At 60.8% G+C, this 13,795-nt stretch carries 13 protein-coding genes; 2 read left to right on the forward strand and 11 right to left on the reverse strand.

Annotated features, from left to right (window positions below; translation table 11 throughout):
* Together FNJ47_RS16020 and FNJ47_RS16025 are read right to left on the reverse strand one after the other, a co-directional pair.
* A partial coding sequence (locus FNJ47_RS16020; RefSeq protein ID WP_225649460.1) for a transposase occupies positions 1-214 on the reverse strand: 214 nt, incomplete at its 3' end.
* Between the two features lie 78 nt (positions 215-292).
* A complete protein-coding gene (locus FNJ47_RS16025; RefSeq protein WP_235999911.1) occupies positions 293-961 on the reverse strand; it encodes a metallophosphoesterase family protein in 669 nt (222 codons plus the stop codon).
* 1,176 nt (positions 962-2,137) lie between these two features.
* On the opposite strand from FNJ47_RS16025, the gene FNJ47_RS16030 reads away from it, so the two are divergent.
* Positions 2,138-2,413: a hypothetical protein gene (locus FNJ47_RS16030; RefSeq protein ID WP_163154684.1), complete on the forward strand. Its 276-nt coding sequence runs from the start codon at positions 2,138-2,140 to the stop codon at positions 2,411-2,413.
* 122 nt (positions 2,414-2,535) lie between these two features.
* On the opposite strand, the gene FNJ47_RS16035 is transcribed toward FNJ47_RS16030, so the two are convergent.
* The 3 genes from FNJ47_RS16035 to FNJ47_RS16045 all read right to left on the reverse strand — a co-directional run bounded on the left by FNJ47_RS16035 (position 2,536) and on the right by FNJ47_RS16045 (position 5,411).
* Positions 2,536-3,174, reverse strand: a complete 639-nt coding sequence (locus FNJ47_RS16035) for a hypothetical protein (RefSeq protein ID WP_163154686.1) — start codon at positions 3,172-3,174, stop codon at positions 2,536-2,538.
* 86 nt (positions 3,175-3,260) lie between these two features.
* Complete coding sequence (locus FNJ47_RS16040) at positions 3,261-4,565, reverse strand: hypothetical protein (RefSeq protein WP_163154688.1); 1,305 nt, start codon at positions 4,563-4,565, stop codon at positions 3,261-3,263.
* 204 nt (positions 4,566-4,769) lie between these two features.
* Positions 4,770-5,411 carry a hypothetical protein gene (locus FNJ47_RS16045; protein ID WP_163154690.1) on the reverse strand — a complete coding sequence of 214 codons (642 nt, stop codon included), beginning with the start codon at positions 5,409-5,411 and terminating at the stop codon, positions 4,770-4,772.
* A gap of 459 nt (positions 5,412-5,870) precedes the next feature.
* Here FNJ47_RS16045 and FNJ47_RS16050 point away from each other — a divergent pair, with 459 nt between their 5' ends.
* Complete coding sequence (locus FNJ47_RS16050) at positions 5,871-7,037, forward strand: polysaccharide biosynthesis/export family protein (RefSeq protein ID WP_235999912.1); 1,167 nt, start codon at positions 5,871-5,873, stop codon at positions 7,035-7,037.
* A gap of 300 nt (positions 7,038-7,337) precedes the next feature.
* On the opposite strand, the gene FNJ47_RS16055 is transcribed toward FNJ47_RS16050, so the two are convergent.
* The 6 genes from FNJ47_RS16055 to FNJ47_RS16080 all read right to left on the reverse strand — a co-directional run bounded on the left by FNJ47_RS16055 (position 7,338) and on the right by FNJ47_RS16080 (position 13,795).
* Complete coding sequence (locus FNJ47_RS16055; RefSeq protein ID WP_163154699.1) at positions 7,338-9,746, reverse strand: polysaccharide biosynthesis tyrosine autokinase; 2,409 nt, start codon at positions 9,744-9,746, stop codon at positions 7,338-7,340.
* 546 nt (positions 9,747-10,292) lie between these two features.
* On the reverse strand, positions 10,293-11,276 hold the full coding sequence (locus tag FNJ47_RS16060; protein WP_163154701.1) for an NAD-dependent epimerase/dehydratase family protein: 984 nt from the start codon (positions 11,274-11,276) through the stop codon (positions 10,293-10,295).
* Between the two features lie 135 nt (positions 11,277-11,411).
* Positions 11,412-11,579: a hypothetical protein gene (locus tag FNJ47_RS16065; RefSeq protein WP_163154703.1), complete on the reverse strand. Its 168-nt coding sequence runs from the start codon at positions 11,577-11,579 to the stop codon at positions 11,412-11,414.
* Between the two features lie 293 nt (positions 11,580-11,872).
* On the reverse strand, positions 11,873-12,334 hold the full coding sequence (locus FNJ47_RS16070) for a VOC family protein (RefSeq protein WP_163154705.1): 462 nt from the start codon (positions 12,332-12,334) through the stop codon (positions 11,873-11,875).
* A 6-nt stretch (positions 12,335-12,340) separates the two neighbouring features.
* Positions 12,341-12,580 (reverse strand): acyl carrier protein, encoded by a 240-nt coding sequence (locus FNJ47_RS16075; protein ID WP_139857573.1) that lies wholly within the window; start codon positions 12,578-12,580, stop codon positions 12,341-12,343.
* Positions 12,581-12,637: 57 nt separating this feature from the next.
* Entirely contained in the window at positions 12,638-13,795 is a 1,158-nt protein-coding gene (locus tag FNJ47_RS16080) for a hypothetical protein (protein ID WP_163154707.1), read from the reverse strand.

The following is a 13,795-nucleotide window of genomic DNA, read 5'->3' on the forward strand; positions in this document are numbered from 1 at the left end:
TGATGCTCCATCGGCTGAAGCGCCGGAACACGCTGTTCCAATCGCCGAAGACCTCCGGGAGATCGCGCCAGGGAGACCCCGTACGCACGATCCACAGCACTCCTTCAACGAACATTCGGTTGTCGCGCCCGGTCGAGCCCTTCTGATCGGGGCGCCCTATGATCAACGGCGCCATCCGCTCCCACGCCGCGTCGCTCAATACCAAACGGTCCATCACACCCAAGGCGGCCTCCCCAAAAGCAGCCTTGAATCTGATTTGCTCCTAAAAGGGAATCCTTAGAGTCCACACCACCTAGACGGCGAGCATGCTGCTGCCCTGGATCGTCAACAATGTGAGATTGCCGGTCGCAAAGGCACCCGTGTCGATATTGGCACGGTTATCCAGCAGTTCGGGCATCTGCACCGGCGTATGGCCGTGCACAATGTATTTGCCGAAGTTCTGCTTGCTTTGCAGAAACTCCTCGCGGATCCAGAGCAGATCTGCCTCCTGCTGCTCGGCCAGGGGCACTCCCGGGCGGACGCCAGCATGGACGAAGAAGAAATCACCGCAGCTGAATGTAAGGCGCAGCCTGGCGAGAAATTCCAGATGTTGGCGCGGCATCGCGCGCGCCAAATCTCGCACCAAGGCCTGCCGCTCCTCTTCCCCCGGGGCACTGGAGGGCGCCAACCCATAGGACATCAGCGTGTACAGCCCGCCAACGTGGAGCCACTCGGTCAGAAGCGACGGATTTCGCAGAACGTTGCCGAGAAATACCTCGTGATTTCCCTTCAGAAAGACGGTGTTGCCCCGGCGGCTTCGGTTGATCAGGATATCGAGAGTGGCTCGGGAGTCCGGGCCACGGTCGACGTAGTCACCCATGTACACCTCGATGGCATAGCGTGGACGGCTTCGCGCGACGTCGGCGTCGATCACCCGCAGCATCTGCTTCAGCAAATGGGCGCAACCGTGAATATCGGACATCGCGTAGATGCGTACCCCATCGGGCAGCCGCGGCTTGTGCCTCGCTGGGTGAGATCGGCGCGGTGACAGAATCTTGCGGCGCGGTTTCTCGCGAAAGGATCGAAACATGTCAGCTCTGATGGGCCCCAACGGGGAGCACGGTCTCGCAAATCAAGGTTCGCAAGCGCTTGTTGGAGTGCCAAGCCACGCGCGGAAGTGGTCCAGGCAGGACATCATGGGGGTAACCATGCTCAGATCTGCCGGCGCGGCGCGAAGTGAGACGCGCACAACCACGTTCGCGGGCCCGGCCGAGCCGACACGGGGCGCCGCAGCAGAGGTCGAGGAGCAAGCGTGGCTCGGCATTCCAATCGTCACCGTGTTGCGTTACGCCCGCCAAGCGCCTGAGCTCTGCGTGGGGTTACGAATTGCATAGTCTCACCATGGACCCTGCGCAAGCGCCCTGCGGGTCGCTCCGTGCAAGTGCGCTCGATTGTCGCCTGCTTGCAGGGCAGATTCCAGACGTCGCAGTGAATCAAGCTTACCGCTTAGGCGTTGCACCAACCGTTTTTGAAATTTGGCGAGTTTGCGGCTTGGCCCATCTACATCGCTTGTAGTGTTGCCCTGCACAATAATTTGAGTGGGTGACCGGTCGTGCGGAGCGGGAATCATGATGACGTTATAGCTCAGAAGTGGAAATATCCCCGAGCAGCACAGGACTTAAGAAATGCTTCCAGCCTTGATCTTGGCGGTGTCTTTTCTGCTCGGATTTTGCCTTGGCTACGCGACGCGCGCATGGCGATCGCACAAGCTTCGCGCGCACTACATGATGTATGGTCGCCATATCTCCTCGCAGAGGGGCTCGAGCTTTCCTGAGTCGTGGCGCGAACCGTCTGATGGCCGGCCGACGCTCGGACGATTTGGAGCGCGGGATATAACATAAGGCTGCGGAGCTGCCTCAATCACTCCCCTGGGCCATCGCCGCCACCCGTCGCCCAATCAAGACGCGCCGGCAAGGCGCTGACAGTCGCGTTGACCCGTCTTGGTCACACTTCGTCCAATCTTCGGTCGGCAATATCTGTCCGGTTGCTTGTCTCGGCGCGAGCACCTAAGGTCCAATCGCGATCAGGGGGAACAGAAGCGATGTCACGATCCTATGCTGGTCTAGTTGTACTCGCCCCGACGATGATCATTTTTGCCATGCCGGCGTCTGCCGCCGACTATGCGGTCCATCCGCGGAAAGCGCGCTCGGCGACACCAGTGCTGCAGATTGACCGTGGGCCGAAGCCTTACTGCGGCCCGCAATGCGGCTGCCCCGCGCCGGTCTATGTTCGGCACCGCTCGCTCGAGCAGGCCTACCCCTATACTTTCGATCCGCGCACCAGGAGCGACGAGCCACACTATTACTATGGACGTAACCGGACTTACGTCCGCTACGTGAATCCGCGCAATCCCGACCTGGTATTTCAGTATTAAGCCGGATTCAGGTGGCGTGGGAATCGGTCGATGAGAACGGCGCGATCGCTGGCGCCGCCGTCGTTCACGGCAAGCGCAACTGGCCCACCGGCTGAATTGCATCCCTCCGCGCCGATTTTTTTTTAGCCACGCAGCATCGGAACGAAGGTCGGATCGATCGACTGAACTGCGTCTTGCAGGAAAGCCTTGCCGCGGTCCGATGCCCGGCGAAAGGCCGACACGATCGCCGGCCTCAGCCCCGGTCGGCGGGTCATGATCAGCCGAACGTCGTTCCCGGCGAGGTCCTTGATGTCGGGGTCAACGAGCAGATCGAAGCGGCCCGCGATGTCGAGCCGCACCGGCACCAACCGCATATCGTTCGGAGCAGTAAAATAGGCCATCTTCAGCGCCTCGAACACGACGGGATCGTGCGGGTCGCGTTGAGCCAGAAGCAGCGCCAACGCGAGCCAGAGTTCGGGGTTGTGCGGCGAGACCGACAGCGATCCCCTGACCCGGCGGATGGCGTCGGTATACTCGGCGGATTGCACGGTTGTCGGTTTCTTCCGGCCGGCCTCGATAGCCTGCAGCGCGACGATCAAAGCGTGGTTGCTTTCCAGCTCCGATTTGAAGGGCGAGAGCATTTCCGACAGGAATGGAACCTTTCCATCCCAGGCCGAACTGATCTTGGCGGCATCGGATGGAAATGCCACGCGATCCAGCGCCGTCGTCCGCACTACGGCGGAGACGACGACGTAACATCCGATGGTCAGTGCCAGTGCCATCAGAGGGATGCGAACTCCGCTCAATGAAGCCATGTCCGGTGAGAGGTCAGGCGGTTCAATCCAAAGGCATTCTATTTCATCGCGCTTTAGCGTTTGAGACCGCTTGTACGGCCGGCGGATTGTGCAAGTCCAAGCCCGATCATGACGGCCACGATAATCCTCGTCGCCGGGCTCGCGAGGCTCGCGTCAAGGAAACCTTCGCAGAACACGATCAGAACACCGGCGGCCGCCGCCGATGCGAAAAAGGAATCGCGTCCTCGCCGAACGGCGCCGCGAAACATAACGACGAAAAGCTGGGCAGCGAAGCCTGCCAGTATCACGAGTGCCAGTCGCCCCGACTCGATCGCGACCAGGACTGCCGTGGAAGGCGGGACAACCTGCTCTGCGGCATCAACGCCCTGATAGGCTCGAGACGCCACGGAGAACGTTCCGACTCCGTTCCCCAACCACGGTGCCTCCGAGAGCAGGCGCCCTGCCAGTGCCACCGTTTCTTGAGGGAACGCGGCAAGGCCAAGCAGGCTCGAACCGACGGACAGCAAGCGCGGCACGGTGAGAGCGCCGACGATTGCTACAAGAACTGCAAACAAGACCGCGGATGGCCACGAGCGAAATCCGAGGCGGCGAACCGCGGCGATGAAGCCGACCGCAGTCAGTCCGAAGCCAGTCGCGATCAGCAGTGTGTATCGCGCCAGGGCGACGATCGCGATGATCCCCACGAGGATCCCGAACGAACCGGAAAAGAGTCCGAGCCAAAGCCGGATAGAGGCCAGATTGCGAATGTCCCGCCGGTGCAGGTGTCTTTCGAGCGCTCGGGAAACGAGCGCGGTGTTGGCGACCGTAGCCAGCGCGGCTGCTGCGGGAAACGGACTCATCGGGGCGCCTGTGGCGGGAGTCATGGCGGCGAACCAATCAAGCCGGCCGAGCACGACTTCGAGCGACATGAAGGTCGTCACTGCACACAACACAAACAGGATCGTTTCGGCCCTGTGGCGATCCCGGCAAATGATGACGGTCGATACCACCAGCGACACGTAGACGAAATAGACAAACAGGCTTTCGAGGGTAGCGCCCGGTTCAAGGCTGATGCGGCCCGGTAGCGACGGTTCGTTCAACGCGATCGACGTAGCCGACCAGATCGGGTTCACCAACGACGCGAATGGCAACGGCAGGATTTGCACCACCATCCAGACAGCGGGGACCAGGATCGTGACTGAAAATCGCTTCAGCAGCTGCCCGGTCGACGTGAGCTCGGCGTCCGCACCTCGGACTGCCGCGGCCAGTATGACGGCGGCGACGAGCGCGAGCGCGTGCTGTGCGAAACCGCCATTTGCGATGATCAGGGGCGGAATCGCGGCTAATAGTATGGTGAGGAGGGAAGAGGCGACCGACAATATGTGAGACTTCGAAGCTGGGCTGGGGGAATGGGGCGGGAATGACTTCACCGCGACAGGAGGCGGCCAGTCCCGACTATCGCATATGGGAATACGCGACGCCAACCGCGCGGCCGATCACTGCTAGTCGAGACCGAAACTCATGCTGGAAGCACGTCTTCACAGGGGGAACCTGGGAGGTTCCCGCCACCGAACCATTTGACGCTATTTGACATGGCAATTTTGCGACAGATAGCTAAGAGCCGTCGACAATCCGCTGATCGGCACGACGCCAAGGATCGCGTTCGGTTTGGTCGCGATTTCGACCGAGAGCTCAGCGGTGCTCTGCCAGTCGCCGGCCACAAGCTTCGATGCGTTCGCGGGGAGACGGAGTGCCGCGCCGCCCTGGACCACGGATGCTTCAAACTCCGCGCGCTTTCCTCCCGCGGCCAAAGCCACGGTCGGCCGTTCCGAACGCGCCAAGGGTTCGAGGACGATGAGCGCGACGTCAATCCCGTCGCGGCCGCATTGCAGGCTCAAGCCGGCAAGGCGCGGGTCCGATTCTGAGCTGTCGACAACATGCATCGCTGAAATGGCGTCACTGCCGCCTTCGGGGTCTCTGCTTCTCACCAATCGCCATCCACCCTCGAGCTGCGTCGATTGACTGCCGGACTCGACTTGCCTGAAGGCCTCCTCGTCGCAGCGTCGTCGCTGCTCGGGACTGACACCGGATGCGCAATTCATCATGCTTGGCCGCGGCCCATCTGGACGCGGCGTCTCAGTCCGCCCGGAACCATGAGCGAGAACCATCAGAACGGTGCAGAGCAGCGTTAATCGTGTCATGGGCAACGACAGCGTAACCTTCATTTGAACCGGGGCGGGCGCGTGGCCCGACTACGCCGCACTAGCATCAAAAGGTAATCGATGGCATCGCTCAATTTTGCTGCAGGCAACGGCAATGCCTGCGTCAGAGCCGCCTCTCCGCTGTGGCGGATCCGGCGATGCATTCAGCCATGACGTGAATTGGAACATTCGAAAGCGAATGTTCCATGACGAGCCCGGGTCGAATGGAACTCATGATGGGGGTCGATTTCGCTGACCGATGACTGGAACTTGCGCATCGATAGCGAATATCAGGCAGTGCTCCTGTATCAGGCAGCACACCTGTCTATTTAGAATCCGGTCACCTGTAACTAAGCTGCAACAAGGTCTCCTTATTCTGACCATCTCCTAAGGCTTCGTTGACGCGGCTTGGGGATTTTGACGAAGTGTAGCTTGGTGTGAGGGGTGCGCGTTGTGAGGCGTAGCGTTTTGTTATGGGGAGTCTTGCTCGGCATTCTGCTTTCTTCCGCAGGGTGCTCGATCATGCCGTCGTCGGGTCCCGAGGATCACGTTATCAAGAGCGAGATTACAAGATCTGGCCCGGACTACGTATTGGTCAAGCTCACACCGACCGTGGTCGACATTTTGAAGGAATACGGCCCTGGCGCCATCGCCGGGTCATTTCCTGATCATCGGCCGCCGCCGGGCATCAAGTTTGGCATCGGGGACACGGTGGCGGTGTCGATCTTCGAAGCTGCTGCGGGGGGCCTGTTCATCCCCGCCGAAGCCGGCGTGCGGCCAGGTAACTTTGTGGCGTTGCCAAACCAGAATGTTGATTTGAACGGGAACATTACCGTCCCCTATGCGGGGCAAGTGAAGGCCAACGGCCGCACCCCGGTCGACATCCAGAAGGACATCGTAAAGGCAATCGGAAACCGCGCCATCGAGCCACAGGTGGTGGTGTCCCTGATCACGCAAAACACGTCCCTCATCAGCGTGCTCGGCGAAGTGAAAACGCCAGCTCGTTTGACGGCCAATGCGGCCGGCGAGCGTATCCTTGACTTGATCGCGCGCGCCGGCGGCCTGGCGGGGCCGGGCTGGGAGAGCTGGGTGACGCTGGAGCGAGGCGGCAAGCGTGCCACGGTTCCGTTCGGCGCCCTGATGTATCAGCCGGCCAACAACGTCTGGATCCATCCCGGCGACACGATTTATGTCTACCGCGAACCGCAGGTCTTCCTCGCCTTTGGCGCATTCACGATCGGAGGAAACTTCGGCGGTCAGGCCCAGTTCCCATTCGATATGTGGAAGATCACGATGGCGCAGGCGATGGCCAAGGCCGGCGGCCTGATTGACGCGCAGGCCGAGCCCGCGGGCGTCTACGTCTATCGGCGTGAGCCGCGCGAGTTGGTTGAGCGACTGGGCGCCGACTGCTCCAAGTTCACCGGCCCGCTGGTGCCTGTGGTCTACAACGCCGACTTCCGCGATCCGTCCGGCTTCTTCCTCGCCAGCAAGTTCGAAATGCGGGACAAGGATGTGTTGTTTGCCGCAAACGCTGCCACTGTCGACACCACCAAGTTCCTGACGTTCGTCCAGGCGGTGGTCGGCACCGCCAACAGCACGATTGTCGCCGCAAACAACGCGCAGATCCTGCGGATCAACTCGCGGCAGTGATGCTCGTGTGGGAACGCTGGGCCGGCCATCGCCGGCTCAGCCCGAACACAAGGCTTGGGGATCGAGCCCATGGCACGGAGCGCAGCCGAACGACCCGTGCGGCCTCTCTTGGGCTGACCGACCGGACGATCACGTTCGTTGCTTCGACGGATCAGGCCTCAAGAGCATGATCTGGAAACGTGGGAAGCGGCCCTCGCGACGAACGCGAGGCGTTTGCGCAGACATCATGCTCAAACGGCAGACATCATGCTCAAACGAAGGGCTAAAGCGACAGCGCGATTTAACCCAATCTCACGCGCTTTAGTCGACGTATCCGTATCTCTTGTAGTACCGATTGCGGTAGTAGCCGGCGCTGTAAATATCGTAGCGGCTCATCACCGCCATGTTCACCTTGTTGAGGACCGCGCCAAGCATGCGTTCGCGGACGATCGGAGTTTCGCTCAGCACGCGCTCGAGAATATCGACCTTGGCCTTGGCCCATTCGACGACCAGAATATACGAGTCCGCCAGCGCGCCGGTGGCCCGAACGTCGATCACCGGTGCGAGCGGGCTTAGGTCGAGGATGATGCGATCGTAGTGTTGCCGCAGATTCTGGAACAGCCGTTCCATTTGCGGGGAGGCCAGCACGTCGCTCGAATTGGAGAAGCGTGAGGTCACAACGCAGGGCATGAAATGGAGATTGGTCTGGGGGTCGATCCAAACCGCATCCGTCCAATCCACCCTGCCGATAACGACATCGATCAGGCCGGCGTGCGCGGAGGGGGCCAGCCTCGCAGTGAGGCTTGGATTGCGGATGTCTCCGTCGATCAGGAGCGTGCGCGAGCCGCTTTGTGCGACAGTCTGGGCAAGCGCCTCGCTGACGGTGGATTTGCCTTCGTTGGGAAGCCCTGAGGTAATGCCCACGACCTTGTTGGCCGATCCGTAGCTGCTGAGATCGCATGCAAGCTTGATCGAGCGAAAGCCTTCGGCAAAACGCGAGAAGGGCGAGTTGATCACGTATCTGCCGACGCTGTGGTTGGCCGTCAGCAGACGATCGCCATGCGGCTGCTTTGATCTGGGCTCGGAGTTTCCCGGCGGCAGACCCGAGGCTGCCGCCGGAACCGGCTTCGGTGCCGCCGGCTGGGGTTTCTTCCTCCGCTTGTTGAGTAGCCGTCCTGCTCTGGATAGCAGGCTGTGTCCGGCCAGACCCAGGTTCTGCTCGCTCCCGATCGTCGGGATCGAAGCAAGACAGCTGGTGCGGAGATGTTGCTCGACCTGAGACACCGTTCTGAACACCCGGTCCATCATGTCGAGCAGAACGGCAACGCCCCCAGCAAGGATTGCGCCACCAATCAGCGTAGCCAGCAGAATGAGGGTTGTCTTGGGCGATGTCTTGTTGGGAGCGTTGGATGCCTGCGTGATCACGCGTGCTTCGGTGATCGGAAACGATTGCTGCTGAACCGAGACCATGTAGAGCTGCAGGAAGTTGTCGGACAGCGCGCGGGCGCTCTGTGCATTGCTCTCCAGATCGCGCAAGGCGATCTGTGCCTGGTTGGTGCCATTGGACAGCGTGATCGTATCGTTCAGGCTCTTTTGGCTGGATTCCTCGCGCGCGTTCGCGATCGCAAGGTCGCTCTTGTAGACCTCGGCCGTGCGCCGCAGTTCGTCGGTGATCGAATGCCTGATCTCGCGCATCTGGTTGCGCAGGTTGACGACCGCAAGGTGGGTCGGCCCGTATCGATTGGACCAGTCGGACTCACGCGCGGAATAATCGAGATAAGTCTGCCGCAGCTTGGTGATCACCGGATTGTTCATGGTGTCGGTCACGGTCGCCAGGTCGTTCAGGATGACCTTGGAGTCGCCGTCATCGGAATTCAGGATCGCTGTGATCCGCTCGAGCTTGGCCTGCGCTTCGGCGCGCTGCGCGCGTGCCTGCGTCAGCGAACTGTTGATCTCCGCCAGCTGCTGCTCGGTAAGCAGACGCCCGCCGGCATCGACGATGTTGTTCTTCGCCTTGAAGTCGACGACCGCGCGTTCTGCGGTGGAAGCCTCCGTCCGCAGCTCTTTCAGCCGATCCTGCAGCCAAACCGCTGCGCGCCGCGACGCCTGATATTTCGATTCCAGCGAATCGTTGATGTAGCCTTCGGCGACCGCATTGGCGATGCGCGCGGCCTCGTCGGGCGAACGCGACTGATAGGAAATCTCGATGACATAGCTCAGGCCGACGCGCTTGATCGAGAGATACCCGAGCACCTTGCCGATGGCGATTCGCATCAGCGCGGCCTCGGACGGACGTTGCTCCGGAAACATCCAGGAAAACAGGTTCGAGATGCTGCCGAGCAGCCCGGGTTCATCGTCGGTGAATTCGGGCGAATCGAGCAGGTGCAGTTGCTTGATGACGTTTGCTGCTATGGTCTCCGATTTCAGCACTTCGACCTGGCTGTCGACCATCGCCGAGTCGATCGAACTGTCGGCGCCGGTTGCCTGCTGGGTCTGCAGGCCCTGCATCTTGCGGCTGTCGATCAGGAGCACGGCGGTGCCGGTATATCGCTTCGGTGCGGTCAGCAAATAGACGCCGGCGAGGCCAATGCACAGGCACATCACGAAGATCATCACGGGGTATTGGCGGCCAATCAGCGCGACCGCGGACGAGATGGTCTGCTCCAGCGAAGCCGACTCTTGTGTGGGAGATTCGATCTCGCGAGGGGGTGTGATTCGAGTTTGGAGCATCCGGCTCGTTTACCTGGTTTAGGTTCCTGGATTGTGCCGTGTCGAAGTGAGCAAACAGCCCAAGCTGAATGCATCAGCCGCGCGAACGTGCCAAACAAATGTGTCAGCAAGAGTGCGGTGCATCATGGATTTGCGGAAGTCGCGCCGGTTCGTCACCGGTCAACCCTGGTTCCGGCTAAGACAGAGCAATTCCCGTGCCGGTTGCCGGCCGACCGCCACATATGTGGAACAACAAGTGTGCAGCAACAAATCGACTAGAGAATGGAGATTTTCACGCGAGCAAGAGAGGAAAATGCAACCATAAATGATGCCTGGAATGATCGCCGTGGCCCTGGGGGCGGTTATCTTGGCGGCAGCACCGCCGAGTTCCATAATCGAGACGGGAGCCTCGTGCGCGCCGGCCTCGGCGGGATATGAAACGGCCGCACCGGTTCGAGCAGCAGGACGCCAGGCCGAGGCAACTCGTCGCGGACCCGCCGTTCGAACAAGCAATGCTCAAGGACGTCTTCGCCCCGTGAAAGACCTGTCCGAGGGCGGGCGCGACGATCAGTCGAAATCGCTGACGCGAGAGTCTTTCTTCCATTCGCGAAGCGAGCTTGGGACGTCGTATTCGAACTTGAACCCGCTGGCGACCAACCGCTTCGGCAGGATGTTCGTCGAGAACCACAGTTTCCGAATGCGTTCGCGATTGATCCCGGTCTTGATGCCGGCCTTGTGCAGCACCTCGAACGGAAGAACGGCGAGATTCATGAACCATACCGGAATGGTCAGCGTCGGCCTCTTGTAGCCGGCGGCTTGCGAGAACGCCGCACAGATCTCGCTGATCGTGTAGCGATGCTCGTAGCAGAAGTTGTATACCAACACGCCATCGTTGCGTGCCGCCATGAAATGCATCGACGAAACCAGGTCCTTCACATAACCGCACGACTTGATGGTGTCGGTCCGGCCGGGATAGACAAAAGCCCGTCTCTCCATCAGCTTCGACAGCCGCGTGAAGTTTCCTCCCTCATAAAGGCCGTAGATGACGGCGGGGCGAACGATCGTGAGCCGGCGCGTCACGTCCTCGGACTGCCACAGGCGATGGATGGCTTCGGCTGATAGCTTCGAACGGCCGTAGGCGGTGACCGGCGCGGGCTGAGAGTCCTCGTCGAGCGGGGCTTCGCTCGGACCGTAAATCGATATCGAGCTTGTGAAGATGATGTTCCGGCTGCCGGTCTCGTTGGCGAACCGGCACACGTTCACCGCACCGAGGACATTGGTGTAGTAGTACTCGCCATCCGGGTGGCCCGGGGTCGTGTGGATTGCCGCCAGATTGAAGACGTCGGCGGGTGCGCCGCCTGCGAGCTTCGGGTCGACGGGTTCACGGACATCGTGATGGATATATTCGACGCCGGCAACAAGGGTCCTCGGCTTGCCGATGTCGACGGCAACGATCCGATCATATTGTCCGGAGGCGACGAGCCGGTTCATCAGATGCGTTCCGATGAAGCCGGCGCCTCCGAACACGATTGCCTGAGTGGTGTTCGACATGCGCTCAGCGTCTGGTTCGGGTGAAGGTGCAATGTTCGGCGTGATGGATCTCCGTCAGGATGTCATGAGTGACCATATGCATTGACGGGCAAGCGACGTGCCACCCGACAAGGACCACGGTTGGTGTTGATTGCATCAATAGAGCTCGCGGTACTCGTAGCGAAATGCGGTCGACCCTGCCGAGATCCCGAGAATGCGTTGCAGCTTCTGGTAGCCGCTCAGTGCGACCTTGATGCAGTCCGAACTGCCGGCATAGCAGACCTGAACGTTGATGGACTGGCCGCAAGTGTTGTTCACGGTCACGATCTGATCGATGATTTTCGGATTGATGGTTTGCGGATGCGTGGATGGCCGGACCGATATGCAGACTGTCCCGTCCGGGGCCTTATGGGGGGGAGCATATGTGCCCTTCATCGGTGGGAACGGATTCGCAGGCATCGGCGACACGCCGGTTCCTCCGTACATCGGCGCCGTCGATCGTCCGAAGCCGACGGTTTGGGCCTGTGCCGGCGATGCGACAAGCAGTGCAGCGATCGCCACGCCGCAGGGAACGCTGGAGACGTGACCGAAAAGGTGTCGTGACCGGTGCTCGTTGTTCATGCGATCGCTTGAGGTTCAGTGCCGGTTTCGAGGAGCTCAATGAGGCCGAAGCCGGAAACGTGGTGAAACGAGACCTTCTGGCCGCCGAACAACACCGCCGGCGCGGGCACGCCGACCGGCACGATCTCGACCCCGGATGCTGCCAGCGCATCCAGCGCCTGTTCGGCATTGGGGCACGCGTAGCACAAATGGTAGATCATGGTGCCTGTCCGCTTGATCAGCTTGTCGATGGGAGAGGGACCGTGATCTGGCCAAATTACTTCGACGTCCGGCATCACGGGGTGATGCCGCATGGCGAGATTGACCCGCTGTACCGGGTCGAAGGCGGAGTTACCCGCGAGATAGCCGAGTGACGCCAGGTAACGAAAAGCCTCCTCCGGGGCGGCGACCGCAAGCCCGAAGTGATGGAAAGCCAGTGAGGCCGCTGCCGACGCGATATCGTTCGCTCGAGAGTCCACGCGCCGTTATGCTTTCTTCTCGATCAAGTCGGCGAACTCGCCGACATTCTTGAGGTTGCCGATCTCGGATGCGGAGAATTTCACGCCGAACGCCTTCGAAACGGCCAGGACAAGGCGGATATGCGACAGGCTGTCCCAGCCATCGACGTCGTCGGCCGTGGTTTGCGGCGTAAGCGCAAGGTCGTCCTCGTCAAACACGTCTTGAAAAACAGCGGTGAGCTTGCTGTAGACTTCGGTCTTCTGCATTGCGTCTTCCTTTGTCGATTGATTTGTGGGCGCGCCGGCGCGCAGATCGCGTGCCGATCAATTGCCGGCGACGGTGCTCACCCGCTGTGGCTCGTTTGTCATCAGCTCCGAAGAGCGCAGGGTGGTAACCCGCGGGGCATTGTCAGGCTTCTGTCGGCAGACGAACGAATCCAGCGTGTTCGCCAGCCTGATCGACCAGACATCGGCCAAATGCCGCTTGGCGTGCACCTCGTCCGAATAGTCGACGTCGTTGTCGAGGTCGGCCATGTTCGGCGACAAAAAGTTCGGCTGGTCGCCGAATTCCCGGAGTAGGTCCTTCAGTGCCAGTCGGTAGCTCGGTTCATAGGGGCTGGCATCGCGATGCCAGGCCGGGATCGGCAGGTCGACGAGCACGACATTCTCTCCCGAACTCAGCAGCGCCTGAATGGTCTGTTTCAGGACGTCGACCTGGGCGGGGGAAATGTCGTTCGTTCGCCCCATGCTCTCCTTCCAGTACGCCAATGCCTTTTGCTTGTCGGCGTCCGACATCACGACGCTTTCGCGCTCGTCGTCGGTACGCTGAGCGCTGACGCGGCCGGTCAGCAGGAGATTGACGCCGGCCCTGGCCTCGCGCGCGACCTTCTCGATCAGCAGGAACGGCCGGATCGCCATCACACCCGCATCGAGCCATTGCGGTGGCAGCACCGCAACCGGACCGTCCGGCGTGCGACGATAGAAGCCGTACCGGTATCGTTCGATATCGACATCGGTTTCGCCGCGATGGCGATCGCCATCCGAGAAATGCACATCCGAATCCACGAACATGCCGAACCAGATGCCGATGACGAAGGTGTTCTGCTGGCGTTCCCGATCGGTCTGCACCTCGTGGACCAGATTGATCACCTGCTTGACCTCGGAGATGTTGGCGCCGCCCATCGCGAGGTTGCTGACGTTGGCGCAGCCGAGTTTCGACTGCACGAGCTTCTGCCGGAACCCGACCCCGGTATTCGACGCTCCCACAAGAATAATCTTCCGGTCCGGGTCGGCGAGCACACTGCGGCCGAGGAAGACGTATTTGGGAACAGTCATGTAGAGCGTTCGTTCCGCGGCCTGGAAATCCCGCGGGCCGGCACTCGATGGATCCGGAAAGACGAGGAACGACGCGCCGGCGAGCAGCACGTAGAGAAAGGCGAATGACAACAAGGTCAACGCCGACTGTCGAAGGATGTATTTCAA

It is taken from the genome of Bradyrhizobium uaiense (genome assembly GCF_010811875.1).
In the GTDB taxonomy this organism is placed as follows: Bacteria; Pseudomonadota; Alphaproteobacteria; order Rhizobiales; family Xanthobacteraceae; genus Bradyrhizobium; species Bradyrhizobium uaiense.